The sequence below is a fragment of the Arachidicoccus rhizosphaerae genome (assembly GCF_900107765.1).
Taxonomy (GTDB): Bacteria; Bacteroidota; Bacteroidia; order Chitinophagales; family Chitinophagaceae; genus Arachidicoccus; species Arachidicoccus rhizosphaerae.
On record NZ_FNQY01000026.1, the window covers coordinates 20,493 to 46,836 of the forward strand.

Consider the following 26,344-nt stretch of genomic DNA (forward strand, 5'->3'; position numbering starts at 1 on the left):
GTTGCACCTCCATCATTAATTTAAATATAAAGCCCATTTCCTATATACTTTTTCACAGATTTCCAATGGATTAGATAAAGGCTCCACCATAAACTCCTGTTTGGGAGCATGTGTATTGACCCAATTCCAGTCAAAATGCTGCCGCTGTGTATCAAATGCCTGCTGATCGGGAGCTGCGCCTGTAGCCAGCGTTTTTCTCAGAAAATCAAAGTATAACTGCCAGCGTTTCTTATAATAAGAGGATATCAGTCCATTCCAGTCTTTTGCGGCATACTCTACTATATTTTTGGTTTCCCCACCCCAGGTAGTAATCAGAATGCGTGCGCATTTTTCATAGTAATTTTTCTGATCGGGAGTTGTCCCAAAGGCTCTGGCATCCTGAATCCACTTGCCCAGCAGCAATTCAGACTGGGTTCCGGTGACCTGATCCAGGTCATCGCAAAGACCCAGAAACAAATGGGTATAACGGTTAAAGCTTACAGAATCTTTCGCATAGTACGCTTTGGCAATGGTATCCCTGAAAGAGACAGCCAGATTAACCAGCACCTGTTTTTCCAATACGGCCAGGTCTCTTAAATAACCAGGCTTCTTTTTTGAGACGGAATCCGCCATTAGAAACACCGGTAAAATAGTGGCCATTTGATTATAATCATAATTACTGAGGCCGCTATAATAACCGTGCCCTTTGAGCATTGGCTGAGACTGAACGATATTGCCGAGTCCGACGCCGGACACCTGATCATTATATATAATGGCCAGTAGTTTTTCCCAGGCCGATTCCAACACAGGGTCTTTATGCCCCACCCTCGAATCGGCATAATCCTTAATCCAGTTTTTAGCATCACTGACCGCCGGGTTCCAGCCATAGTCAAACAGCCATTCATACATAAATTCATTCACTCCAAAGCCCTCCAGTGTACTGCCCAGACCTATCATATGGCGGCGGTTAGGATCCGCCTCGGTTACAGGAAGCAGTTTGGCTACTTTTTGCAAGGGGGCTGCCATCTGGGTATTTCCGCCAAAATTACCCAGGTAACACCAGATATAGGGTGCATTAAAATAGCCGTCCGTCAGTTTCCAGACCTCGGTCCTTTCACAAAAATAATCCAGCAGCAGCATCTTGCCCTGCGGCACTGCTTTAATCATGGCCTCCAGTCTGGGATTGGTCCAGTCCTTGCGCTGATAATAAAAAGTCCAGCCCATTTGAACCCAAACTGCCGCCGTATCCACGTCCTGCATGCCTTTATAGATGGTTCTGGAAACATTTGCCAGATAATCAGGTTCCAGGCTCGGAGGCGTCATCTCATTAAAAGGATCTGCTCCATAATAATGGTCTGTTCCCAGTAATTGATTCTGTAAAGAAAGATAAGCCTTTTGAATGCTGATAAACAATGAGTCCATAGGATCCAGAAAATAGGCATCATTCTCAGGCCCCGTGTCATAGGATCCTAAATTGCTGATTTTAATATCCGGATATAATTTCTTTAAATCATAGGGTACATGCCCGGCAAAAGCAGGCAAAATGGGTGTCATCCCAAAGGCTCTTTCTCTTTTAAGAATTCGTTTTTGAAGCTCAAATTGTCCGTCGATATACTCCTGCGGCAACGGTCCCTGCCAGCGGTCCAGGTTTCCCATTCTTTGCCATGGCAGATGTTCAGGTCCTGTAAAAAAGGCGCGGGTCTGACCCGCGGTCATCCCAAACTGTTCCCAGACTTTCTGCCATATATATTCCTGTCCTGTAATGGCCAGCGGCATATTAATCCCACTTAGTGCCATCCAGTCTATCAGGCGTTCCCAATCTTTCCATTGCCACCATAGGGTGGTATAACCAAATGTGCAATAATTCAAAAAGAAGCGTTTTTCAAATCGACATGTCTGGCTGACGGGTTTATTAACTACCGGTAACTCCTCTGGCAGCCAGATGGAATCAGCCGCATACCAGGAGATGCGGGTATGGCAAAATTGCTCCAGATACGTATTCAAAGCCTTGGCAAGAGCCAGCTGACTGGAACCTTTGATCACGACCTTTTTACCCTTGCTTCCCAGGTAAAAACTGTCTAATCCGTTAATGGCGCCTTTATCCAGCCAAACAAGTTCAAAGTTGCGCTCTTTTCCCGGAAGCAGCCGGTGAATGAGCCCCTGAACAGCGTCCAGGGCCTGACCGGCCGCCTCCTTAGGCCGGCTTATGCCGGCACCAGAATTCACGGTATTTGCTTTTAGTTGCTTCAACCCACCTATGGTCATTAAGGCAGTTAAACATAAAGTTGTCAGAAAGCGGCTATTTCCGCTTTTCAGAAATCTTTTCAGTCCCTCACCCGTACTTAAAAATTTATCCATATAACCCACATCATAAATTAAATAAAAAAATATTACATTGAATCAGTCGCCTTGTTGTAAATAAAGTATTTAAACCAAGGAAGCATCTGTATGCATTACATTGTCTGGCCACGTTTCCCTCCTGGATAACCTGAGTGAATAACCCTATCATGGTGGCTTTCCAAAAATAGAACTAAACCCCCAGAAGCCAATCTGTAATGCGGTTTACTTCTAAAAATTATCTGTTGGCCAGACACTTACTTAAAATTTTAAGGCAAGTGTTGAAACTTAAAACCATCCCTTAAAAAATCTATCTCTGGATCCTGTTTGCACCACCTGTTACCGCCCATTTGTCAGCGCTTTGTCATATTCACTCAAATAAGGGAAATGCAAGGCAGATTTAATCATTTCCTTAGCGTTTAAAGCAGTTTTATCAGCTAGCATTTACGCATTATTGACTAATTTTGCACTCAATTATTCAAATTTGACATGGCAAAGCGTGGCATTATACTGATGAATCTGGGTTCTCCGGCTTCTACCAGCGTTCCGGATCTGAGAAAATACCTCACCCAATTTTTAATGGATGAAAAAGTGATCGATAAACCTTACTGGTTAAGAACCCTTCTGGTTAAAGGCCTGATCGTTCCTTTTCGATCTCCCAAATCCGCGGAAGCCTATCAAAAGATCTGGTGGCCGGAAGGCTCCCCACTAATTGTTCTGACTAACAAACTAAAAACGGCACTGGAACAGAAGATTTCGGACCCGATAACCACTTCCATGCGCTATGGCAACCCCTATCCCAAAGAAGCTTACGAGGCACTGATAAAGGATAATCCGGATCTGGAGGAGGTCATTCTGGTTCCTCTTTATCCGCATTATGCCATGAGCAGTTTTGAGACGGCTGTGGATTATATGAAGGCCGCACATAAGGAGTTAGGGTACCGCTTTGCACTTAAGACCATTGATCCTTTTTATAACAATCCCGGATACATTGAGGCCATGGCTGAAAGCATCCGCCCCTACCTTGATCAGGATTTTGATCAGCTATTATTTAGTTATCATGGCATCCCTGAAAGGCATGTCTTAAAAACCGACCCCACCGGCAGCCATTGTATGCAGACTGAAAACTGCTGTTATACAAAATCAGAATGTCATAAAACCTGTTACCGTCATCAGGTAACCATGACCAGTGAACTGGTTGCCAAAAAACTAGGGCTTCCTAAAACTAAATGGCAACAAAGTTATCAGTCCAGGCTGGGCAGGGACCCCTGGCTGCTACCCAGCACCCAGGTCCGCTTACCGGAAATGCCGGGCGAAGGCATAAAAAAACTATTAGTCGTCTGCCCTTCCTTTGTTTCTGATTGCCTGGAGACGCTGGAAGAAATTGACATCAGGGGAAAAGAAGACTTCCTGGGTAACGGAGGCGAAAGTTATCAGTATATACCCTGCATGAACGTTCAGCCACTATGGATTGACACTCTTGCAGCAATCATTCGTGAAGTCCATTAAGGTTCCTCGTAAAATCTGACTAACTTTACTCTATGTTTTATTATATCAAGGCCTTACATATTATTTTCATCGTCACCTGGTTTGCGGGACTCTTTTATTTTCCGAGGCTGTTAATCTATCATGCAGAGTTACAGACAGAAGCGGATGAGAAAATAAAATCAGCCATGTCCAAACAATACCTGCTGATGATGAAAAGGCTTTGGTTTGGCATAACCGTACCTTCGGCTGTTATCACCCTTATACTCGGATTATTAACGATGCATCTCGGAGGATGGGACCGTCATCTGTTGGATTCCACAGGCCGGTGGCTGCTCATTAAGCTTTGTTTTGTGGTGCTGCTTTATTTATATTTTTTCTCCCTGGGCAAAATATTCAAACAGCAGCGTATGGGCCTATTTAAATACTCAGGCAACCAGCTGCGTTTTTATAATGAGGTAGCAACCGTGTTTTTATTCGCTATCGTCTTTTTAGCGACGGTCAAAAGTGCCGGCAGTCTTTTATACGGACTGGGCGGACTGATTGCCCTGATTATTGTCTTGGTAATGGCCATCAAAATTTATAAACGGATCCGGGAAAAGAAAACGGGCAACTAAGTTTTAAACCATTATCAGATAACCGATAATCTGGCACAAGACGCCTACCACAAATCCCAGATTGATTTCAAACAGACTATGTTCGCTGAGCGCCATACGGGCAGTACAAACGACGCCTGCTATCAGCGTCACGACGGCAATATCCAGCCCGAAATTATTCTGATACAACAGGCAGGTCAATATGATTGCGGCGACTGCTCCTCCCATACCCATGGCATGCATACTGATTTTTACAAAGTTATTGAGGATCAGCCCCGGAACGGTAGCTAAAAATATTCCAAAATAAAAGAATTTCAATGCAGCTGCCTGATCCGTAAAATTGCGACTCAGATACCACATCCACCAATAAAAGATCATGGTGGCGATATAAGGAATAATACGTTCCTTCTGATATCTTAAGTGCATGCTTTTGGCAAAGCCCAGTTTCCAGAGCAAAAAAACGGTAAAGGCCGGGAAAAAGGCAGTGGTCATAAATACGCTGATTTCCCTGAGCGTCAGTTCATGACCTTCCAGGCCAATAAACTCATAAGGAAACCGGCTTACCATCCATATAAATATATAAGTCGGAATAAATAATGGATGAAAAACATAGGATAAAACCTTAGCGAATACCCGAACAAGCGCCGGTTGTCTCTGGATTACATTGTCCGTCATAATTATAATTGAATTCTGAGCCGGGCCACAGGAATATTAAGCTGCTCTCTGTATTTAGCGACTGTTCTGCGTGCAATATTATAGCCTTTTTCTTGTAATATCTCTGTTAGTTTTTCGTCACTGAATGGCTTTTGCTTATCCTCCTCATCAATGACATCACTTAAGATTTTTTTCACCTCTCTGGTAGAAACCTCTTCTCCACTTTCCGTACTCAAAGACTCGCTGAAGAAAAATTTCAACCGGTAGGTGCCGAATTCCGTCTGTACAAATTTACTATTGGCTACCCGGCTGACGGTGGAGATATCCAGGTCAATCATTTCTGCAATATCCTTTAAGATCATGGGCTTTAAGGTCGTCTCATCCCCCGTCTTAAAAAACTCTTCCTGATATTCCATGATAGCGCCCATGGTACTGAGCAGGGTGTGCTGACGCTGTTTGATCATATCAATGAACCACTTAGCCGAGTCTATTTTTTGTTTAATAAACAAGATCGCTTCCTTCTGACGTTTATCCTTTTTATCCCCCTTCTCGTAATCACGCAGCATATCCCTGTACCCGTCACTGATTCTTAAATCAGGCGCGTTTTTAGCGTTCAGTGAGAGTTCCAGTTCTCCATTATTATTAAATATGAAAAAGTCAGGGACAATATAGCTCATGGCTTTATTCACTTCTCCCACCCCGCCGCCGGGTTTAGGATTCAGCCGGATGATGGCTCCTATGGCTCCTTTAAGCTGATCTTCCGTAATCGACAGCCCTCTTTGTATTTTTTCGTAGTGCTTTTTTGTAAACTCATCAAAATACTTGGTCAGAATCTGAATGGCTACCTGTGAGGGTTCATCCGATTCAGCTCCCAGCCTTCCCAGTTGCAACAGCAGACATTCCTGCAAATCACGGGCGCAGATGCCTGCCGGGTCAAATTGCTGAATCTTCTCGATAATAGCTTCAACCTCCGCCTCATTGGTATCGATATTCTGCCTGAAGGCCAGATCATTGACAATGGAGGCCATTTCTCTGCGCAGATATCCGTCATCATCTATACTTCCTATAATCTGCTCCGCAATGACATATTCCTTATCAGATAGACTAAGCATACCTAGCTGGGACTTTAAGGTCTCATGCAGGCTGCTTTCGACCTTAAAAGGAATATTTTGTTTATCCTCCGCTTCCTGATAACCATCGGAACGGAGTTTATAATCTGCGATTTCATCATCCCCCTCATTAACATACTCAGAAATATCTATATTCTCATATTCCTGTTCACTGCCATCGGGTTCAAAATCATCATCCTGCTCCATTTCGAATTCATCAGTGGGGGTCTCCAGTTCATCATGGATATCCTCCTCACTGCTTTCTTCCAAAGCCGGGTTTTCTTCTAATTCTTCTTTAATACGCTCTTCCAGATTGGCTGTCGGAATCTGCAACAATTTCATTAACTGAATTTGCTGCGGCGACAACTTCTGCATGAGCTTCTGTTGGATGGTTTGACTTAACGCCATAACAATGTGTTTGCTTCTATAATCAGGTTTGGTTTTAATTAAACCTACTGCCAAAAGTACAATGATTTATGGGCTTAATTTCTAAATAAATTGTTTTATTTTAATAAATGGCCTACTTTTTGCTATTCTCGCAATTTTTCCTTATTTTAAGGGGATTTATAAAAAAAATGCCCCTGAAAAGGAGCACTCGGAAGCATTTAAAACCAAAATTTTACAGCCAATCAATAAATATTCTTACCATAAGTTTCCTTAAAGTGGGAGAGTAAAAGTACCAGATCAATCTTGCGGATATTGAGTTGAAACAACTCAATATTAATAGACTTCACTTCTAAATAGGTGTTATAGTAATAAATGGTTACACTGGAATTATTTGTCGCATCCCGCCTGTTATATTGCCAATCAATAATTTTATCCCAGCTGAGAACTTTATGATGTACAATGAGTGCTTCAGGGGTAAATTCCATGGCTATCCCCCCACTGCGAAAAAAGCTGTAATTGCCAAATAAATAACCGAATGCAATACAAACCAGCCCAAGAATTGCAATCAGGGCCGTATCAGAAGCATTCAGGGATAATAACTGATTGGCCGCATAGACGCCAACCAGATATAAGACAATCGTTGCCCAGATAATATAATCATGCGTTCTTCTGGTTCCTACTTTGGTATTAAGGCCATTTTCCCGGATAAAACTATCCAAGACCGGATTAACATCCGATTTAAAAGTACTATTTTCCTGAGGAAGTTCCAGTAAGATGTTTTCTGATAAATGAATCTTTTCCAAGACCTGCCAAAACAAGTTCTTATCCCTGGAATGTTTGATCCTGGAATAAATGATTTTATCCTTAAAGATGTAAATTAAAAATAAAATCCCCGACACACCCAACAGATAAAAATTCACATGAATCTGCGAATCATCCGTTCCTACTAATGACAATACCATTAATAAAAACGCACACAACACGAACACACTCGAATACTCCACAAAGCGGATACTATTTTTGACACTCATTGAAGAAAGTTTAAATTCAAATAAGCACTAGCTATATTCTCTTGTTAAAAATGTTTACATAAATATAATATGAATACCTGTTAGGTTAATAACAAATTATGCACAATGATCATATCAAACGTTTGCGCAGCAAAAATAATTCACGACTTTGGCTTTTTTTTAACTTTTACCCCCCCTTTTAACAGTCAAACGCATCCACCTGAAACCCTGATCAGCCTAGGATTTCATAGCGATCTTTGAGGATTTGGACATGATAGAGCGCATGACCAAAACTTATATAAATCCAGGATCTGCAGGTAGTCCTGTTTTGTGCGACCAGCCCTTCGGTCATTAATGCGACCTGATCAAAAGAGCGAAAAAGGATATTATGATCCGCTCTCATAGCCTCGAATTCCTCCTGTAAATCACTGAAAGCACGTCTGTTAGACCTATGCTGTGCTGCAAAGTCATTCTGATCTACTCCCGGCAAATCATCCTTAACTCCACGGGCAAGCGATAAAGCACGATAGGCAAATACTCTTTCCATATCAATGATATGCTGCAACACTTCCTTAACATCCCATTTACCTGGTGCATAACGATGGGTAGCCTTTTGTTCATCCATATGTTTGACAAAATCAATCAGATATTCGCTATAATTCGCAATCAGTTCACTAACAGAGCTTCCTTTGGCCATGGACACATAAGGTTCAAAATGAGCGTTATATTCGCTGGGTTCAATTCTGGACATATCATTTAAATTTTGATAAAGATACTCAAGATGCTTTGTAATCTTCCCTTTTTAGCTTTTCCGGCCTCTATGCAGCAAATGGCCTTAATTCCAATAATAAAATTACCTTTGTGCCGCCTATTTATAATAAAATAAAAGACAATCGATGATTAAATCAACTATTCAGATAGATGTTGAGTTAGATAAAGACCGGGTTCCTGAAAATATTTACTGGAGCACCACCGACCGGGACAAGCAGCAGCAAAAAGCAAGAGCAATGCTGTTAGGCTTCTGGGATGCAGCTGATAAAAGTGCGCTTAGAATTGATTTATGGACTAAAGAAATGATGGTCGATGAGATGGCTGATTTTTTTTATCAGACACTTATGACAATGGGCGACACCCTTAGCCGGTCCGTCAATCAGCCGGAGCTGGTGGAGGATATGAAAAATTTCGCCAAGGATTTCTATCAAAAGTTCCGTAAAATACAGCTCGAACAAAACAAAATCGATGCAAAACAATAGTATTAAAGCAATAAACATCCTATAAATACATTTAAAAAATGAGTTTAGAACAAGAAATTATGACACGCCTCAAAGAGGCCATGAAATCCAAAGATGAAGATGCCCTTCGCAGTTTAAGGGCGATTAAAGCAGAAATCATCAAGGCTAAAACAGAGGCCGGTTCCGGTGGCGTGATTACGGAAGACGGAGAAATCAAATTATTACAAAAAATGGCCAAGCAGCGCAAAGACTCTCTGGAGATATTTGAACAGCAAGGCAGGACTGATTTAGCCGCAAAGGAAAAAGCTGAATTAAGTGTTATTGAACAATTTTTGCCCGAACAGCTTTCTGAAGAAAAATTAAAGGAAATTATTCAGGATATTATTAAAGAAACAGGTGCATCCAGTGCTGCCGACATGGGTAAAGTTATGGGCATTGCCACCAAAAAACTGGCAGGCAAGGCGGATGGCAAAGCAATTTCTACACAGGTAAAAGCCTTATTACAATAAGCACAGATGACACTGGATCTGATTGCAGCAATTTTACTGGTACTGGCCATAATTAAAGGCTATAAAAAAGGAGCGTTACTGGCAGCTTTTTCCTATGTAGCGCTGATAATAGGCATCGCGGCCGCCATGAAGCTGTCTGTGGTAGTAGCCGGGTATCTGACCAGTCAGTCCATGCACAGTAAATGGCTCTCATTTCTGAGTTTTATACTGGTACTGCTGCTGGTTATTCTGGGCATTAAGTTAGTGGCCAGGATGCTGGAGAAAGTCGTTCAGGCCGTGATGCTGGGCTGGGCCAATAAAATAGGCGGTATCCTGTTATATGCCCTTGTCTATTTTACCATTTTTAGTGTGCTGCTCTTTTACACGGAGAAAATGGGACTTACCGGCCCGCAAACCATTGCGGCGTCCATCAGTTACCCTTACTTCCATAACCTGGGACCCTGGGTCATTGATCATTTTGGAGCAATTGTTCCCTGGTTTAAGGATATGTTCAAACACTTATCCGACTTTTTTGCTGAAATGGCGGCCAGAATTCCGGCTCAAAGCAGCTAAAACCGGTCTTAATGATTCTTTTTCGACCTTAAATGAAGGATAATAGGAGCGTTATCAGCATCATGTGCTAAAAAAAATAATATTTTCTCATTTGAATTATGTTTATTTGTAAGCAAGAAATACCTGTACAGATATTATAATATGAGTTACGAAGTAAAACAATTAGATAAATTTCAATATATTGATGTAGGCGAGGGCGAACCCCTTGTTTTATTTCACGGCTTATTCGGGGCGCTCAGTAATTTCGAGGATCTGATTGATCGATTTAAAGGCACCCACCGGGTAATCGTTCCGATTTTACCGCTTTTCGGTCTTGACTTATTAAGTACCACCGTTGGCGGGCTGCAAAAATATGTGAATCGTTTCTTTGAAAAACTGGACATCCGGGACATGCACTTGCTGGGTAATTCTTTGGGTGGGCATGTAGCCCTTGTACAGGTCCTAAAACATCCTGAAAGAATTAAAACCCTGATTCTTACCGGCAGCTCCGGTCTGTTTGAAAACGGGATGGGCGATACCTATCCTAAACGCGGAGACCGCGACTATATCCGGAAGAAAACTGAATTTACTTTCTATGATCCAAAAATGGCCACGGAAGAACTAGTCAATGAAGTTTTTGAGATTACCAATAACCGGCTTAAAGTCATCAAAATTATAGCACTAGCCAAAAGCGCGATTCGCAATAATCTGGGTCAGGAACTCAATGAAATTAAACAGCCTACCTTATTAATTTGGGGAAAAAATGACCAGGTCACACCCCCTTTTGTGGCAGAAGAATTTCATAAACTGATACCAAACTCTGAACTGTATTTTATTGATAAGTGCGGTCATGCACCCATGATGGAAGTGCCTTCAGAATTCAATGTATTATTAGAGGCCTTCTTAAACAAGCACAAATCCTAACCAAAAAGAAAGTCAGATATGTTATGCGAACAAATCATAGCACCCGATTTTCCGACACTGACCACCAGTGGTACCGTGGGAGATGCCATGCTTATCTTCGAAGACCATAACTTAAATGCCCTGCCCCTCCTGCAGGGAGAGCACTTAATGGGACTGCTGTCCCTGGAAGTACTCCAAACACTTGATGAACGCAACTCTTTAGACAGCGTTGTTGTCAGAAATATTTCCATCGGTAGCGACCAGCATATATACATAGCATTAAATACGCTCACGCAGGCCAATACGGGCCTGCTACCTGTATTAGATCAGCAACAGCGGTACCTGGGGGTCATTACAGACGCTTCCATCCTTTCAGGGCTGGCCACTATGCTGGACGTTCATAAATCCGGCGGTGCCATCCTTACAATTCAGATGAAAAAACTGGATTATTCCCTGTCCCAGTTAACCCGACTGATTGAGTCCGGGGACGCCAATATCATGCAACTCAATACTTATACCGATATGGAGACCGAGAATATCTGGGTAAATATCCGGCTGGATCGCATGGAAATCTCAGACATTGTCAGTACACTTCAACGCTATGAATTTAATGTGGTACACTTTTGGGGCAATGAAATGTATGAAAATGAGCTTCGTAGAAATTATGAAGCATTATTAAACTATCTTAGTATATAAATAAAACTACTTATCTAAGAATTTAATCCTCAGTGATTAAACGTTGCCAATTTTTTTCAATCGAAACTATGGCACAATTATAGCATATTTTGAACTTTAAAACCAAACAATAATGAAAAAGCTAAAAGTCTCAATTCTAGCACTCGCTTTGGGTGCCGTCATGTTTACCTCTTGTAACGCCTACAAAAACGCCAATAAAAGTGAGCGCGGTGCTGCCATTGGAGTTGCAGGTGGCGCAGTTGCCGGTGGTGTGATAGGTAAAATAACAGGAAACACCGCTTTAGGTTCTATTATAGGTGCTGCAGTTGGCGGAGGCGCCGGTTATGTAATCGGTAAGAAAATGGACAAACAAGCAGAAGATATTAAAGAACAGATCCCGGACGCTAAGGTACAGAGAGTTGAAGAAGGAATCGTCGTTGAGTTTAACAGTAAAGTGCTTTTCGGATTTGACCAATCCAGCCTGACAGATGCCTCCAGAAATACACTCAACAACCTGATTACCATCCTGAATAAATACCCTCAGACGAACCTGGAAGTTCAGGGCCACACAGACAACACAGGTGCCGCCAGTTACAATATGACACTTTCAGTAAAAAGAGCCACAGCGGTATCTGATTACCTAAAAGCTAACGGCATTGCAGGTTCAAGGCTGACAGTAAAAGGATTCGGAGAAACTGTCCCTAAATACGATAATAATACGGAAGATGGTCGTGCGCAAAACCGCCGCGTAGAATTCTTAATCACGGCCAACGACCAGATGAAAGCAGATGCAGCGCAGGAAGCTAAAGATCAGGGAAAATAAACCCGCCTTTTGTTCTGGCGTAAGTCTACTAAGATTTTTAAAAGCCCGGTATTCCCCATAGGTATACCGGGCTTTCTATTGTTTTCCCCCAAGCGCTTCTTCCGGTTTATCCTCCACTAATAAAAGAAGCGATATGGAGCCGTAAAAATCAGGAAGTATTACAGCCCGCTGACCATCATAGAATTTTGCATCTCATCAGGAGCCTGATGCTACTGAACAATAACTGCCTGGCACTGGACCCGGATAGTTGTTCAAGGGGCTTCAGTTTATGCTAAGTTCCCCCGGCAATATATACGCTTATGCGGCTCTTATGCGGCTCTTTTTAATCAGTACCCGGGGCCCGGACACTGAGGGGGGCGAGATACTTATATTTAATCTCCCGCCACCTTTTTTGGCTGCAGTGCTGCTTAATTCCATCTTAATTATTATACAAAAAAGACCCGAGCTATATCTTGTATAGTCGGGTCCGCAACTTGATCGAAACCTTGATCGCTATTGCCACACTTGAAAAGTTGGAGCTGGCCTGCGCTTTTAATACCGCAGGACGGCCATTTATATTGAATCTTACATCTTAAAACTGGTTGGTCCGTTCAATTTGAAAAAGTCTGCAAAGTCAGAGACTATTTGTTCCAAACAGCCCAGCCGCTGGTCCAATCCGTGGTACCATCCAGCGCTCCTATGTATGAAGTTTTATCAAAGAAGCTGTTATCCAGACCGTTCACATCGAATTTACCGGCAGTAGCAAGTGCTTTAGAACCAGTAGCAGGCATTAAATTAGGAACTGCATTATTAAATGGATCACTCAGCCCAGCCTGATCAGCACTGCTCAGATTTACTGATAAGTTAGTCCCTTCAGTCAGCGTAGTAAGCGCTGCAGTGCTCAGAGCAGATGAATCGCTTCCCAACACTAAGAATGGTTTGGTAACCGCCTGCAGAAGGCTATTGTAAAATCTGGAAGTACCTGCTTTATAATTAGCCTGAGTCTCAGCATCTTCAATAATCAATCCACCTTTTTGGCTTCCTAATACGATGGAATTGGCCAGGGTTACGTTGGAACCTCTTCTGAATCGCATGCCATACCCATAATCAGACGAAGTGCCGCTGGCATTATTGGGTCCGATGGCCGTAAAGTTGGAAAGGATAGGCGTGGTCATTGGTGTGGTGCTAAATGGTATTTTACCATTGGTGTTGTCAACTTCAAAGTTATTGGAGAGGTCACCTGTTGTACCTTTACTATCTGTGAACGCCGGATCTTTAATAGAAAGACCGTATTGGATTTTACCGTGGAAACCATCGTCCATATCAAAATCATCGTCAGCACAGTTATAAGCAATTAAATACTTACAGTTCACTGCTCCTCCAAAAAACTCAAAGGCGTCATCCAGCCCTCTGACCACCTGGATATGATCAATAGTCGTTCCGCTACCAACGGCATACAGAGAAAGCCCATTTACCTCATCACCCGGGTTTACCGCCTTACCTGCGTATTCAATACGAACATATTGTAAAACGCCGCTGTTATCCGCATCATCGGTACCTCCGAAATTCTTATGGGCATCATCCACACCACCTTCCAGGTTGGCGTGGTTGCCATTGCCGGTTGCTTTACCTACCAGCACCAGACCTCCTAAGTCTCCCGGTTTTGCGGTTGTTTCATTGGAAGTAAAAACAATTGGTGCATCAGCAGTTCCTTTAGCATTGATTTTAGCTCCTTTATAAATAACCAGTACACCTGCGGAGTCATTATTGGAAACGATCTTAGTTCCTGCTTCGATGGTTAGTGTAGCTCCGGATTCAACATACACATAACCTCTGAGGCGATAAACCTTATCATTAGACAGAGTAAGGTCTTTGTCGATGGATCCTCTGAGATCTGTCGTTGCTGAAGGATCTACCGGTGTAACAACTTCGCCGCCGTCACTGGATTTACTGCAGGAGGCCGCTGTTAACAGCAGGCTGGCTGCTATTCCCAAAAAGGGAAGCGATTTAAATGAAATTCGATTTTTTTTCATGATTTTATTGGTTTAAAGTGGAATTAATTTTTAGATGATTTTTTATTTATTAGAATTGATATTTAAGGGAAAGGTTCAGACCTGTATTGGGCTTAAACTGTCTGGTAATCTTATCCGTTGATGCGTTATACCCCATTTTACTGGAGCTTCCGCTCACATCAAACTTATAGTACCAATCGATGGATTGAGCCAGTAAATCTTTAGCGGACAATTTGATTTCCAGTTTTTTAGACTTGAGCATCCGGTAGCTGATCTGCGCGTCAACGATATCTCTGCCCTTCTCATAGATATTCATCTGGCCGTCTCCCTGACCTCTGAAGGCAAGTCTGGGTCCTGCCTTTTGATAAAGCAGATTGAATGCGAAATCTCCGTCTGTATAACTTAAGCCCGCACCAATTAAATAGGGGGACTGTCCCTGCATCAGACTCTTACCCTTTGTTCCGCTCAGCTGTATATCTCCGTCAACATAAGTACCATTTCCGTAAAAAGACCATTTACTTAAAAATGCGCTTCCCAGAAAGTCCAGTTTTTTCCGGATTTCTATTTCTGCACCATAGAGCTGCGCATTATCCGCATTCTGATAGTTCAGCACCCCGTTTCCCTGATTGACCTGTTCGATCGGATCCTGGAAATGTTTATAAAACACGCTTGCTGACAGAATCTCTCCTGCACCGGGAAAAAATTCATAGCGAAAATCAAGGTTGGTAATTTTACTGCGGGTCAGATTCGGGTTCCCGCGGTAAATAAAGTCCTTGTTATAATCATAAAGGCTGTAATCTGCCAGCTCCCTGAATTCAGGGCGATTCACGGACTGAGATCCTGCCAGCCTTAAGTTCATACTTGTTGCCGGACGGAAAGTCAGAATAGCAGATGGTAAGATGTCCGTATTATTTTTCTGGATGACCGATCCTGAAGTCGGAATCAGTTTTTGATTATAACTGGAGACCGCTGCTCCCCATTTAAGGGTCCAGTTTTCCAGCCATTTATTTTCCAGCATTAAAAATCCGTTGGTATTCCAGGATTTTCCCTGATAATCCGTTGAGTTGTTCCCTATATTGGCGACCGTTATCTTATATTGTTCAATATTTTCGGGCGTAAACAGGTTATAAGGATTTTGTTGGTCAGCAGTCATTGTAACGCCATAAGCACTCAGGGAGGCATATCCCAGAGCTTCTACCGAAACATCCTTCAGTCTGTAATAGGTATTCATACCCGCTTTGAAAAGCTGTTTTACATCCCCCAGTTTAAAGCCAAGACTATAATCCCAGCTGGCACCGAATTGCTGTTCTAAATTGCTCGAATAGACCCGGCCCGCATCCTGGATAGCCGGAGAGTTTTCATTGCTGAGCTTTCTTTCATAGCCACCGGCCTCATTTTCATTTAATGCCAGGATTGTTTCATCCGGGCTATAATGATAGGTTCTGGCGTAAGACAGATTCCAGTTAAGTTCCTGGTCTTCTTTAAAGTCATGTATCCCCTGCAGAACGGATTGTAATAAACCATCTCTGGTCGCCTTGCTGGAGCTGCTGATAAAAGGCTGAGGAGTTTCATTGGAGAGATTGGAGCCATCTCTTAGTGTCACCTCACTGGTCAGCTGGTTATTATACAGGTTTTTGAACAGTAACTTATTTTTATTATTAAAGGCATAGCTAAGATTCAGTAACCCATAATGACCATACTTGTATGCATACTCAGTTGCACTGCTGCTATAAATCTGGTGCCTGTCAATCGTATAATCATTAATAACACCTTTCGTTACTTCTCTGGATGAACTAAAGCCTACTGCATATATATACCCGAACTTTTTATCTCCTTTGGTATAACGGGTATCGCCCCCTGTATAACCTATACTGAAATCAGGCAGACTATTACTTGCATTTTTATATCCAAAATTATTAGAGAATTTTTCAGTCACAGCCATTTTAATCCCATCTTCCTGATGACTGAAACTATTTTTGTAGTAGTTATAAGAAGCGGGCAGACTACGTTTGTCATCAAAATACCCTAAATAGTCATAACTACCTGTTACATTAGATTTCTTAAAGGACTTAAAGGTGGTATTTGCCTGGTAACCTAAAGACAAGGACAGTTCACTGACCCTTTTATTCGGGAAAGCTTTTGTCGTAATATCTATGGCTCCGCCTGCAAAATCTGCCGGCAAATCAGGCGTCATAGATTTATAGATTACCACCTGATCAATTAAAGATGCGGGAATAATATCAAAGGCAAAGGCCTTTTTATCCGGTTCAGTGGATGGTAAAAGCGCACCATTCATCTGGGCCGTGTTATAGCGTTCATTCAGCCCCCGGATGATGACAAACTTATTATCCTGGATAGAGGCGCCGCTGATCCTTTTAAGAACATCCCCCATGTTTCTGTCGGGAGATTTTTTAATAACATCCTGACTGATACCGTCTGAGATAGCAGAGGCGGCTTTTTGATTGGCATATACCAGATCTAAGCTTCCTACACTCCGTCGGACGGCGGCCACGGTTACATCTGCTAAATTACCCGCAGCAGACTGTAAGGAGATTTTTAAGGTCTGATCTTTTTGTGTCTTTGGATTGATTTCAAAAAGTTTTTTCTCAAATCCCACGGCTTCTATACTAAGACTGCAGGTCGTATCCTTGGGCGCCATTAATTCAAAGGTCCCGTCTGCCTCACTGACGGCTCCGGTGTGACTATTGAGGATTTTAATGGTGGCTCCTGCAACGGGGCTGCCCGATTCATCTAGCACCTGACCTGTAATCTGGATTTTACTATCATCCACCGGTTTTGCCTGAGTGGCGGTAATTCCAGCTAATAAAAAACTGATAAGTAGGAGTAGATAAATTTGAGGTAAAACAATTTTAATTTTCAAGTTGTGGTTTAAAAAGCGTTTCAAGTAGTGTGATTTTGTGATCAAATTAATTACGGAGCAAAAGTAGAGGTGCCATATTACCGAAATGTTATCCAGGGATTAACTATAAGTTACCGGTACATTACCCAAATGTTACCGACCGGAAGGACAAATGGAGCATAAAAACCCGTGCACAGACCTTTGTTTAAAAAAACACGGTAGCTAAGGCCATGATTCACTAAAAATTAGGCAACTTTGCAGTGCATGAAGCATTTCTGGACATTATTGATTGCCCTGTGTTGTACGTTAACCGTAATGGGACAACGAACAAAATCAGACAGCACACCTCCCCAAAAAAGTACCGGCACCAGAGCCGGTACAAAGGATACGGGGGGCGGAGGCCAGATCATGGCTGTTCCTTCGGCAAAGGCGACCCAAAAAGACAGTGACAGATCTTTGCAATCCGCCCGAAGCGGTCAGGTTGATTCCGGTAGAAAAAATACGCAGGCCACTCGAAGAAATGCCATTGACAGTAATAAGACTCACAGTGGACAGGCTGCAGCGGCAGGCTCCTCCAACAATAATAACCAGTCGGGAGACAGCAGTGGTTCTGCCCTGCCTGAACTTAGCCCTGCAGAACAGGCAGCCCGCCAACAGGAGGCAGCCGCTGCCTTAATCAGACAGCAAAAAGACTCAGTTTATAAGGCACGCCGCACTGAAATCAGGCAGCAATTATACCTTTACGCCTTAAATAAGAAGGGAAACGCAGCGGATTACACCTTGTATTTTCCCGACTATTTTTATGAAAACAGCAATAACGGGTCAGGAAACGGGGCCTTAGTGAATGTTCATAATTATCGCAACCGGGATTTACTATTTTATGGCTTTCTGGGCATCACCTTACTGTTGGGTCTCATTAAGATTATATTCCCTCGCTATTTTAATCAGGTTTTCTGGTTTTTTCTTCATCCCAACGACCGGAAAAATAATGCTACGGAACAAATCCAGGGTCAGCATATCCTTCCTTCCCTGCTTTTGAACCTGTTTTTTGTGCTTACCGGAGGACTTTTTCTGACACAGATACTTCGCCCCGGCATACCCGGAGCTAATTTTTGGCCCAGCTGGTTGTTATTTTCCGGGTTACTGACTGCGGTATATCTTGTTAAATATTTGGTGATTTTACTCTCCGGATGGGTTTTCGCAGCTCCTGCCGCAGCGACAATATACAATCAGGTCGTCTTTTCTATTAATAAAATTATCGGATTAATACTGCTGCCAGCCACTGTATTAATCAGTTACGGAACCAATGCTACCATAGGGCATGTATTTACAACGATTTTGATTATAATATCAATTCTTTTAATATATAGATATATTGCCTCTTTTCTACTAATTAAAGGCAAACTCAAGGTGAGTGCATTCCACTTTATTTTGTACCTTTGCGCGGTTGAAATAATACCTTTGTTACTTGTTTACAAAGTTTTATTGACCAATATAGGAAGGTTCGTTTAACAAATATCCTATTACATTATTCTATCGACATTATAATAATTTATGGTAAAAAGTGAAGGTAAGAGCTTGATTCCGGCGATGGTGAATACTAGAATACTCATTACCCAGCCAAAACCAAGTAGTGAGAAATCTCCTTATTACGACCTAGCCAAAAAGCACAATGCCGAGTTGGTTTTTCATCCTTTTATTAAACTGGAAGGACTTTCTGCAAAAGAGTTCAGGAAACAGAAGATAGACATTTCTAAATTCAGCGCTGTTATTTTCACCAGCAGAAATGCCATCGACCATTTCTTTCGCATGTGTGAAGAGATGAAAATTTCAGTCAGCCAGGACACCAAATACTTCTGCGTAGCGGAGGCCATTGCCCTTTATCTGCAGAAATTCATCCTGTACAGGAAAAGAAAAGTTTTCTTTGGTGCCGATGGTACGAATAAAAGCATATTCGATGTCATTAACAAACATAAAGAAAATGAAAATTTCTTATATGTTTGCAGTGAGAACCAACAAGATAGCGATATCGTCAATTGGTTAAAAGCCAATAATTGTTCTTTTGAACTCGGATTTATGTACCGGACGGTTTCCAATGACATTAAAAGTGTGATGGATAACCAGCACTATGATATCATCTGCTTTTTCACCCCCAGCGGCATTCGTTGTCTGTTGGACTCCTACCCTGATTTCGGCAAAACCGATACCCTGTTTGGTACTTTTGGCAGTGGCACCTTCAGAGCCTGCGGCCAGGAAGGGTTAAAAGCCTCCATTGTTGCTCCGGCAGAAAACACGCCTAATATGGCAGTGGCATTAGATCAGTATCTGACAGCTCAGGAAGAAAAAGCCGTCAAAAAAGCCAAAAAATAAACACACTTACTATTAAAACGAGCAAAGCCACCTCTGATAAAGGTGGCTTTGCTCGTTTTAATAGTATAAATCCATAAAAAACTGCTGTTTTCTTTGCATAAATAAAAAAAGCGCCTATTTTTGTAACGAATGTTAGTTAGTTTAAATAATTCTTATCATGCAGATGACTCATACAAGTGACTTAGCCTTAGAAATCAGACAGATGGCCAGAGATTTTGCACGCAAAAACATCCAACCCCATGTAATGGAGTGGGATGAGGCGCAGAAATTCCCGATAGACCTTTTTCATCAACTTGGAGAATTAGGAATGATGGGGGTGCTGGTACCCGAAAAATATGGGGGAGCCGGGCTGGGCTATCATGAATATAAAATTATAATTGAAGAGATCGCTAAAGTCTGCGGCAGTATCGGCCTCAGCGTTGCGGCTCACAACTCTTTATGCACCAATCATATACTCACTTTCGGCAGTGAAGATCAAAAGCAACAATACCTGCCAGATCTGGCCTCGGGACAGCATATCGGCGCGTGGGCCCTTACAGAGCCGAACACGGGTAGTGATGCCGGTAACATGAAATGCGTGGCCAGCAAAGAAGGAGACAACTGGGTGATTAACGGGACAAAATGCTGGATTACCCACGGAATCAGTGCCGGGACAGTTGTTCTGCTGGCACGGACCGGGCCGGCACATACCAAGGATAATTGTACCGCTTTTATCATTGAAAGAGACACACCTGGATTTAAGGCAGGTAAAAAAGAAAACAAATTAGGGATGCGGGCCAGTGAAACCGCAGAAATTATATTTGATAATTGTATCGTCAGTGATCGCCAGCGTATGGGGGAAGTAGGCGAAGGGTTCCGCCAGGCAATGACCATTTTGGATGGTGGCAGAATATCTATTGCAGCACTTTCCCTGGGCATTGCCAAAGGCGCCTTTGAAGCAGCCCTCTCCTATAGCCAGGAGCGCCGCCAATTTGACAAACCCATCAGTTCATTTCAGGGCATCAGCTTTAAATTGGCGGATATGGCCACCGAAATAGATGCGGCGGATTTATTAATTCAACGGGCCTGTCAGATGAAGGAAGATCATTCCCACCTGACCAAAGAGTCAGCAATGGCCAAATATTACGCCAGTGAAGTAGCTGTCCGAACAGCCACGGAAGCGGTTCAGATATTCGGCGGGTATGGATATACCAAGGACTTTCCGGTAGAAAAATATTACCGGGATGCCAAACTCTGCACGATCGGAGAAGGAACATCAGAGATCCAGAAAATAGTCATTGCCAGAGAAATCCTTAAAGCATAAAACAAAGTGCCCCATGACACCTTAAACCGGTACATGGGGCACTTTGTTTTTATGTATTACTTTTCCTGATCCTCTCTGCTCGAATAACGCTAACGAATAACTGCCGCTGAGGATTTATGAGCAATTCTCTTCTCGCTATATTGCTTGGCAGCCGCCACAAAATGTACAAATAAAGGAGCAGGATTCAGAACCGTGCTCTTTAATTCAGGATGATATTGTACACCGATAAAAAATGGGTGGGTCGGAACTTCTACAATTTCAACCAGTCCGGTTTCCGGATTAAATCCGGTTGCCAGCATGCCGTTATCAATAAACTGCTGCAGATATTCATTATTAAACTCATAACGGTGACGATGTCTTTCAGAGATATTCAACTCACCATAGATTTTATGCGCCAGAGACCCTTCCTTGATTTCACAGGGATAAGCACCTAAACGCATCGTTCCGCCCATCAGTTTTACCTTTTTTTGCTCTTCCATCATACTGATCACCGGATAAGTGGCATCTTCTTTCATTTCTGTGGAATGGGCTCCTTTCAGGCCAATCACATTACGGGCAAATTCAATGACCGCCATCTGCATTCCCAGGCAAATCCCGAAGAAAGGCACACCGCGCTCCCTGGCATATTGAATGGCCAGAATCTTGCCTTCGATACCTCTCTCCCCAAATCCGGGAGCCACCAGCATACCATCAAAGGTTTCTAGTTTTTCTGCAACATTTTCTTTCGTGATAAATTCACTGTGGACATTAATGATCTGCACCTTCACCTCACAGGCTGCACCTGCATGGATAAAACTCTCCAATATTGACTTATAGGCATCCTGAAGTTCAATATATTTACCGATAAGGCCGATAGTGATTTTACTTTTCGGATATTTGAGTTTATCCAAAAATATTTTCCACTGTTCTAATTTTGGTTCTTTAATATCTGCAATCTGGAATTTTTTAAGACAGATTAAATCCAGTTTTTCTCTAAGCATTTCAAGGGGAACCTCATAAATCGAAGAAGCATCCATCGCTTCAATGACTGCTTCTTGTTTCACATTACAGAATAAGGCAATCTTTCTTTTCAGTTCATTGGTTAAAGGCTCTTCCGTACGACAGACAATGATATCGGGATGAACCCCATTTTCACTCATCGTCTTAACGGAGTGCTGCGTAGGCTTGGTTTTCAGCTCTTTTGCCGCTTTCAGATATGGAATTAAGGTCAGGTGCACCACACAGACATCTTCTTCGGGTAGCTCCCACTGAATCTGACGGATGGCTTCCACAAAAGGCAGACTTTCAATATCACCGATTGTCCCACCTATTTCTGTAATCACCACATCATAATTTCCATCACTGCCTAACAGCAGCATACGGCGCTTAATCTCATCCGTAATATGCGGGATCACCTGTACGGTTTTCCCTAAATAAGCCCCCTCTCTTTCCCGGTTAATGACTGTTTGATAAATCCTGCCGGTCGTCACATTATTTGCCTGAGAAGTGTGAATATTCAAAAAACGCTCATAATGCCCGAGATCCAGATCGGTCTCTGCACCATCTTCCGTTACATAACACTCTCCATGCTCATAGGGGTTCATCGTCCCGGGGTCGATGTTGATATAGGGATCGAACTTCTGGATTGTCACTTTCAATCCTCTGGCTTGCAGTAGCTTCGCAAGCGAAGCTGCTATAATACCTTTTCCTAAACTACTGGTCACACCACCGGTTACAAATACATACTTTGCCATAATTATATTGTATATACATTCAACTTTTATACAAAAAAAAATAATCATCCGATCATTGATACTCAAAAAACGGATGACGCACGTGACCTTATTAATAATTGATTTTGGAAAAAGGATTTTGACTCATTTTCCTAGGGAGGTCATGCAAAGGTATTTTAATTTTCCGGGATTTAGGCCAGAGCAACACGTTAATTTTTACCGGAGTTCAGTGAAGGACGGACAGTACAAAACCGCACCTTTATAACCATATGAAATTCAGCACAAAACTGACCCCATAAAATATACACCACTAAATGCCACCCCCGGATTATTCAATCAAGAGGTGGCCACCTTCAACGAACAAAAATCGCAAAATGTTATTTACAGCATGTATAGAGGAATCCGACTATAATTTTTCTGCTATATAGCTGCTGCTCTTATTTTTTACGAACAAATTTTACGACGGTAGAAGTACTGTCAGCTGTTTGATCACCAAATTCCACATCACCTTTAATACCTTTAGTGACAATCAGAGAATCGCTGGTCAAATTCACATCACCTGCAAATGCAAACTCCTGATCTTCACTAAGCGTCAATTTAGCATCGATACGCGTAGTATCATTGGTTGTACTTACCACATAAGTACCTAAAAGTGATTTACTGTCTGTACCATAAGTACCTTTAATTGAATCAGCTGTTTCTGTTCCTTTAAACAAAGTCAGATTAAGTGTCTTCACCAGTTCGTCCTGATCCTTATTGGTCTGTTCAATTGCGACACCATTGATAAAGCCGGTCATCTCATATGAGGCGCCCGTCCAGTCTCCTTTAATTTCAACTGTAGGATCAACCGGTTTAACTGGATTATCGTCTTTTGAACAGGCAACAATAAGCATAGTAGCCGCTGCTGCGGTTAACAGGATTTTTTTCATCGGTTATAAATTTTAAAAATAAAATGAATACCCTGAAAACGCACTTCACGCGCAATCCGCTACATAACATTCAAAAAACTTCTGTATATTTTAAGTTCTAATATAATCAATTCTCTTCCGACTGCTTTGAATATACCCAGTCATTACTTCTTCTGAGCAGATCACTCGCCTGCAATAATTTTTCAGTCAGCTTTGGCTGATCTGCAGCATGCTCATCCAGATATTCATTAAGAACAGAGCGTGCACTTGTACTATTATAATAATAAAGCAAAGCACTCATAAAGCCTTTGGGGAAAAATATCGTTCCAGTAGCCTGGATATCTTCCAGCATTTTCAATCCTGGTTTTATATATTTTTCACTTTCCGGCTGACGCAGGGGATGATTCAAAAGGTATAATCCTGACAGAACCGCCCTTTCATTTTTACGTCCGTCGGGATCACTGATTGCTTTAAAAAACTGATCTCTCTGGTCCGGATCGCAACTGGCGGCCTGCATCACAATCTTAAAGCTGGCTTTTTTATCCGGATTGGTTATCCTGGCTAAAGCTGTATCCAGCAAGGCGCGGTTTGCCTTATGATCCTGAATCCTGAGTGCTAACTGTACGGCAAGCTGGGTATAATCCTCCTCATAAAGACTAATACCTGTAGGGGCCTTTTTTAATTGCCAGATACTTTGCAGTCTTGCTAAAGCCTCCTTACTTAAAAAGATATCACTAAATCCTTCAAAATACAGTTTCTTAATATTAGCCGTTCTGCTGCCGGTCATTGCCGACCAAAGGACAGTCTCCAGTACAGGGGCCAACGAATCTCTGGTACCCGCAGGCAGAAAATCCCAGTATATCGTCTTAATATAATTCAGCAAAAGCTTCGTATTCAATTCATCCTTTTCTGTTTTAGTAGCTTCCATAAAAGCTTTCAACAGACGCTGCGGGGTTAATCCATGCGCCGACTTTTTGCCTGCCAGCATTTGTTCATACAAATTTATATAAGCACTGGCCCTTGGCAAAGGAGTGCCGATTAAATTCAGATGGGTCGCCATTATCCCGCTGGCAGGAAATCTGCCATAACCCATACCGTTTGAATTAAAAAGTATAAACAATGGCGCCCTTTGGCCTTCGGCCGCTTTCACTTCCATGGAAGCACTTCCGTTTTTAACACCGATGACTTTTATGCCATTGGGATAAAACAGCGTGATATCAAAAACCTGGGGCCAGACTGCTGAAGTGTCCGCTTTTTGATTATCTGTTGCTGTATCCTCCTGATCTTCCGTACCGGTGGCAACGGCCGGCCTTTTACCGGGAACCACTTCCGGGTGCTGACTAATGAGGAGTTTGGATATACTGCCATTTTTCGTCTCCAAATGATAGTCAAATTCCGGTCTTCCTGCACGCTTGACCCAGACCCTATTCCATTTTAATAAATCCTCAGGCGTTTCCCTGTCAATAAGTTCTATGAGCTGCGGCCAGCCCGCATTGCCAAATTGAAAATCTTTCAGATAATTTTTCACCCCTCTTTGGAAGGCTGCTGCGCCAGCCACCTGTTCAAGCTGCCGCATCATTATGGGCGCTTTATGGTAGATTATATTGCCATACAGCAGACCGGCATTCTGGAGATTATCCAGCTCACCCCGGATGGGCGTAGCGCCTGCCGTCCTGTCTTCATCATAAGCCTGAGGATAATGATCAATTAAAAATTTATGATTAAAGGACGCGTCCGAACCGGCAGGACGCATGCATTTATCCGCCATAAAATTGGCAAAGACTTCTTTCATCCACACATCATTGAACCAGCACATGGTTACAAGATCTCCAAACCACATATGCGCTAACTCATGGGCCAATAAATTTGACCGGTTATTTAACTGACTGGCAGTGGCTACCGGGTCTAAAAACAAGGTGGAAGACTGATATAAAATATTACCGGGATGTTCCATCCCGCCAAACTGAAAATTGGGTATAGCAGCCATGCCCATATTATGGAAGGGATAGGCAATCCCCGTCCATTTCTCGTAAAACCGAACGGCCTTATCGGATAGCGCAAAAATCTGTTGCAGACTCGCTTTTATTTTGGCGGGATCATTTTCTCTGTACAGCAACTTTGCCTCGTGTCCTGCTATCCTTCCTGTTGCCACTTTAAACCGGCCGGCCACAAAGGCAAACAAATAAGTACTCAGTGAATCTGAAGGGGCAAAATGCAGTGTTTTGCGGCTTCCGTCCACCGTACTGTCCAGGAGTGCTCCATTTGCAATCGCCTGCCAGCTGGTATCAATATGCAAGGTCAGTTTAAATATCGCTTTTAAATCGGGCTGATCAAAACAGGGCAAAGCAGTGCGCGCCCTGTCGGGCACAAATAATGTATACATATAGTCCGCTGTTCGGTTGAGCGCATCTTCGCCTGGCTGAAATTCGAAATCAATCTGATTAGGGCCTTTTTGTAATTGGCTCGCATCGACAATAATATGTTCTTTCTGATAATTGGGCACCACCTGCGTCCCGTTAATCACCATCTTCTTAACGCTGGCCACACCGGTTTGTTTAAAATCGATCTGCAAGGGTCTGGCTAAACTGTCCTGGAAATTAAAATGCATGGATGAATGCGCCTGGATTGCTTTTGCCGGGTCGGCAGCAATATCATAATCTACCGTATAACTTAACTGACTGATGACATGAGCACGGTGTCTTGCCAATTGTGCTGAGACGCCAGATACCAGTTTAACCCTTTTCGTTTCTTCTGTCTTTTTACCTTTCCCATTATTGCATCCGGATATTACGCAAAACCCCGTCAGCAAAATACCCAGCATCCAATAATAGCCGGAAAAAGCCAATCTGATCTTCATGTTGTTTTAGCTGTTTTTAGTAGCATATCCTACAAACTAAGATTTGCAAATCATTCAGGTGACTGCCTTGATTAAAGTCAAGGCGACATTCATTCGGATATCCCTAGCAAAAA

General features: G+C 42.6%; 21 protein-coding genes. 11 read left to right on the plus strand and 10 right to left on the minus strand.

Going from position 1 to position 26,344, the window contains the following annotated elements:
* Positions 1-15 precede the first annotated feature (15 nt).
* The gene (locus tag BLU80_RS16380; RefSeq protein ID WP_091400627.1) at positions 16-2,337 is read right to left on the minus strand and encodes an alpha-N-acetylglucosaminidase; all 2,322 of its coding nucleotides are present in this window, start codon (positions 2,335-2,337) and stop codon (positions 16-18) included.
* A 468-nt stretch (positions 2,338-2,805) separates the two neighbouring features.
* Between BLU80_RS16380 and hemH the strand changes: the two genes are divergently transcribed.
* Together hemH and BLU80_RS16390 are read left to right on the plus strand one after the other, a co-directional pair.
* Entirely contained in the window at positions 2,806-3,825 is a 1,020-nt protein-coding gene (gene hemH / locus BLU80_RS16385) for a ferrochelatase (protein ID WP_091400629.1), read from the plus strand.
* A gap of 32 nt (positions 3,826-3,857) precedes the next feature.
* Positions 3,858-4,418, plus strand: coding sequence for a CopD family protein (locus tag BLU80_RS16390; RefSeq protein WP_091400630.1), 561 nt, complete (start codon positions 3,858-3,860; stop codon positions 4,416-4,418).
* 3 nt (positions 4,419-4,421) lie between these two features.
* Here BLU80_RS16390 and BLU80_RS16395 read toward each other — a convergent pair whose 3' ends face one another.
* The 4 genes from BLU80_RS16395 to BLU80_RS16410 all read right to left on the minus strand — a co-directional run bounded on the left by BLU80_RS16395 (position 4,422) and on the right by BLU80_RS16410 (position 8,308).
* Positions 4,422-5,072 (minus strand): hypothetical protein, encoded by a 651-nt coding sequence (locus tag BLU80_RS16395; protein WP_091400632.1) that lies wholly within the window; start codon positions 5,070-5,072, stop codon positions 4,422-4,424.
* 2 nt (positions 5,073-5,074) lie between these two features.
* Entirely contained in the window at positions 5,075-6,568 is a 1,494-nt protein-coding gene (rpoN, locus tag BLU80_RS16400) for an RNA polymerase factor sigma-54 (RefSeq protein WP_091400634.1), read from the minus strand.
* A 221-nt stretch (positions 6,569-6,789) separates the two neighbouring features.
* Positions 6,790-7,578 (minus strand): hypothetical protein, encoded by a 789-nt coding sequence (locus BLU80_RS16405; protein WP_091400636.1) that lies wholly within the window; start codon positions 7,576-7,578, stop codon positions 6,790-6,792.
* 211 nt (positions 7,579-7,789) lie between these two features.
* Positions 7,790-8,308, minus strand: a complete 519-nt coding sequence (locus BLU80_RS16410; RefSeq protein WP_091400638.1) for a DinB family protein — start codon at positions 8,306-8,308, stop codon at positions 7,790-7,792.
* Between the two features lie 145 nt (positions 8,309-8,453).
* On the opposite strand from BLU80_RS16410, the gene gldC reads away from it, so the two are divergent.
* The 6 genes from gldC to BLU80_RS16440 all read left to right on the plus strand — a co-directional run bounded on the left by gldC (position 8,454) and on the right by BLU80_RS16440 (position 12,230).
* Entirely contained in the window at positions 8,454-8,810 is a 357-nt protein-coding gene (gldC, locus tag BLU80_RS16415; RefSeq protein ID WP_170831267.1) for a gliding motility protein GldC, read from the plus strand.
* A gap of 38 nt (positions 8,811-8,848) precedes the next feature.
* Positions 8,849-9,298 carry a GatB/YqeY domain-containing protein gene (locus BLU80_RS16420; RefSeq protein WP_091400639.1) on the plus strand — a complete coding sequence of 150 codons (450 nt, stop codon included), beginning with the start codon at positions 8,849-8,851 and terminating at the stop codon, positions 9,296-9,298.
* A gap of 6 nt (positions 9,299-9,304) precedes the next feature.
* Positions 9,305-9,850: a CvpA family protein gene (locus tag BLU80_RS16425; RefSeq protein WP_091400641.1), complete on the plus strand. Its 546-nt coding sequence runs from the start codon at positions 9,305-9,307 to the stop codon at positions 9,848-9,850.
* Positions 9,851-9,991: 141 nt separating this feature from the next.
* Positions 9,992-10,753, plus strand: coding sequence for an alpha/beta fold hydrolase (locus BLU80_RS16430; RefSeq protein ID WP_091400642.1), 762 nt, complete (start codon positions 9,992-9,994; stop codon positions 10,751-10,753).
* Between the two features lie 18 nt (positions 10,754-10,771).
* Positions 10,772-11,428, plus strand: a complete 657-nt coding sequence (locus BLU80_RS16435) for a CBS domain-containing protein (RefSeq protein ID WP_091400644.1) — start codon at positions 10,772-10,774, stop codon at positions 11,426-11,428.
* Between the two features lie 112 nt (positions 11,429-11,540).
* Complete coding sequence (locus BLU80_RS16440; protein ID WP_091400645.1) at positions 11,541-12,230, plus strand: YiaD family glycine zipper/OmpA-like lipoprotein; 690 nt, start codon at positions 11,541-11,543, stop codon at positions 12,228-12,230.
* Positions 12,231-12,850: 620 nt separating this feature from the next.
* Here BLU80_RS16440 and BLU80_RS16445 read toward each other — a convergent pair.
* Complete coding sequence (locus BLU80_RS16445; RefSeq protein WP_091400647.1) at positions 12,851-14,242, minus strand: hypothetical protein; 1,392 nt, start codon at positions 14,240-14,242, stop codon at positions 12,851-12,853.
* Between the two features lie 49 nt (positions 14,243-14,291).
* Complete coding sequence (locus tag BLU80_RS16450; protein ID WP_170831268.1) at positions 14,292-17,102, minus strand: TonB-dependent receptor; 2,811 nt, start codon at positions 17,100-17,102, stop codon at positions 14,292-14,294.
* A gap of 294 nt (positions 17,103-17,396) precedes the next feature.
* Here BLU80_RS16450 and BLU80_RS16455 point away from each other — a divergent pair, with 294 nt between their 5' ends.
* From BLU80_RS16455 to BLU80_RS16465, 3 genes are all read left to right on the plus strand, one after another.
* Positions 17,397-18,593, plus strand: coding sequence for a DUF4271 domain-containing protein (locus BLU80_RS16455; protein ID WP_211481885.1), 1,197 nt, complete (start codon positions 17,397-17,399; stop codon positions 18,591-18,593).
* Between the two features lie 42 nt (positions 18,594-18,635).
* Entirely contained in the window at positions 18,636-19,451 is an 816-nt protein-coding gene (locus BLU80_RS16460) for a uroporphyrinogen-III synthase (RefSeq protein ID WP_091400653.1), read from the plus strand.
* Between the two features lie 157 nt (positions 19,452-19,608).
* Positions 19,609-20,754 (plus strand): acyl-CoA dehydrogenase family protein, encoded by a 1,146-nt coding sequence (locus BLU80_RS16465; protein ID WP_244518985.1) that lies wholly within the window; start codon positions 19,609-19,611, stop codon positions 20,752-20,754.
* An 89-nt stretch (positions 20,755-20,843) separates the two neighbouring features.
* Here BLU80_RS16465 and BLU80_RS16470 read toward each other — a convergent pair whose 3' ends face one another.
* The 3 genes from BLU80_RS16470 to BLU80_RS16480 form a co-directional block, all read right to left on the minus strand.
* Positions 20,844-22,487, minus strand: coding sequence for a CTP synthase (locus BLU80_RS16470; RefSeq protein ID WP_091400655.1), 1,644 nt, complete (start codon positions 22,485-22,487; stop codon positions 20,844-20,846).
* A 416-nt stretch (positions 22,488-22,903) separates the two neighbouring features.
* On the minus strand, positions 22,904-23,395 hold the full coding sequence (locus BLU80_RS16475) for a hypothetical protein (protein WP_091400657.1): 492 nt from the start codon (positions 23,393-23,395) through the stop codon (positions 22,904-22,906).
* A 106-nt stretch (positions 23,396-23,501) separates the two neighbouring features.
* The gene (locus tag BLU80_RS16480; protein WP_091400659.1) at positions 23,502-26,231 is read right to left on the minus strand and encodes a M1 family metallopeptidase; all 2,730 of its coding nucleotides are present in this window, start codon (positions 26,229-26,231) and stop codon (positions 23,502-23,504) included.
* Between the last annotated feature and the right edge of the window lie 113 nt (positions 26,232-26,344).

Bases quoted from the DNA above. Each gene is read 5' to 3' on its own strand.
- BLU80_RS16410 (WP_091400638.1), bottom strand. From the start codon at position 8,308: ATGTCCAGAATTGAACCCAGCGAATATAACGCTCATTTTGAACCTTAT.
- BLU80_RS16380 (WP_091400627.1), bottom strand. From the start codon at position 2,337: ATGGATAAATTTTTAAGTACGGGTGAGGGACTGAAAAGATTTCTGAAA.
- BLU80_RS16435 (WP_091400644.1), top strand. From the start codon at position 10,772: ATGTTATGCGAACAAATCATAGCACCCGATTTTCCGACACTGACCACC.
- hemH (WP_091400629.1), top strand. From the start codon at position 2,806: ATGGCAAAGCGTGGCATTATACTGATGAATCTGGGTTCTCCGGCTTCT.
- BLU80_RS16455 (WP_211481885.1), top strand. From the start codon at position 17,397: ATGGGACAACGAACAAAATCAGACAGCACACCTCCCCAAAAAAGTACC.
- BLU80_RS16425 (WP_091400641.1), top strand. From the start codon at position 9,305: ATGACACTGGATCTGATTGCAGCAATTTTACTGGTACTGGCCATAATT.
- BLU80_RS16395 (WP_091400632.1), bottom strand. From the start codon at position 5,072: ATGACGGACAATGTAATCCAGAGACAACCGGCGCTTGTTCGGGTATTC.
- BLU80_RS16430 (WP_091400642.1), top strand. From the start codon at position 9,992: ATGAGTTACGAAGTAAAACAATTAGATAAATTTCAATATATTGATGTA.
- BLU80_RS16390 (WP_091400630.1), top strand. From the start codon at position 3,858: ATGTTTTATTATATCAAGGCCTTACATATTATTTTCATCGTCACCTGG.
- BLU80_RS16460 (WP_091400653.1), top strand. From the start codon at position 18,636: ATGGTAAAAAGTGAAGGTAAGAGCTTGATTCCGGCGATGGTGAATACT.
- BLU80_RS16405 (WP_091400636.1), bottom strand. From the start codon at position 7,578: ATGAGTGTCAAAAATAGTATCCGCTTTGTGGAGTATTCGAGTGTGTTC.
- gldC (WP_170831267.1), top strand. From the start codon at position 8,454: ATGATTAAATCAACTATTCAGATAGATGTTGAGTTAGATAAAGACCGG.
- BLU80_RS16480 (WP_091400659.1), bottom strand. From the start codon at position 26,231: ATGAAGATCAGATTGGCTTTTTCCGGCTATTATTGGATGCTGGGTATT.
- BLU80_RS16470 (WP_091400655.1), bottom strand. From the start codon at position 22,487: ATGGCAAAGTATGTATTTGTAACCGGTGGTGTGACCAGTAGTTTAGGA.
- BLU80_RS16420 (WP_091400639.1), top strand. From the start codon at position 8,849: ATGAGTTTAGAACAAGAAATTATGACACGCCTCAAAGAGGCCATGAAA.
- BLU80_RS16475 (WP_091400657.1), bottom strand. From the start codon at position 23,395: ATGAAAAAAATCCTGTTAACCGCAGCAGCGGCTACTATGCTTATTGTT.
- rpoN (WP_091400634.1), bottom strand. From the start codon at position 6,568: ATGGCGTTAAGTCAAACCATCCAACAGAAGCTCATGCAGAAGTTGTCG.
- BLU80_RS16440 (WP_091400645.1), top strand. From the start codon at position 11,541: ATGAAAAAGCTAAAAGTCTCAATTCTAGCACTCGCTTTGGGTGCCGTC.
- BLU80_RS16465 (WP_244518985.1), top strand. From the start codon at position 19,609: ATGCAGATGACTCATACAAGTGACTTAGCCTTAGAAATCAGACAGATG.
- BLU80_RS16445 (WP_091400647.1), bottom strand. From the start codon at position 14,242: ATGAAAAAAAATCGAATTTCATTTAAATCGCTTCCCTTTTTGGGAATA.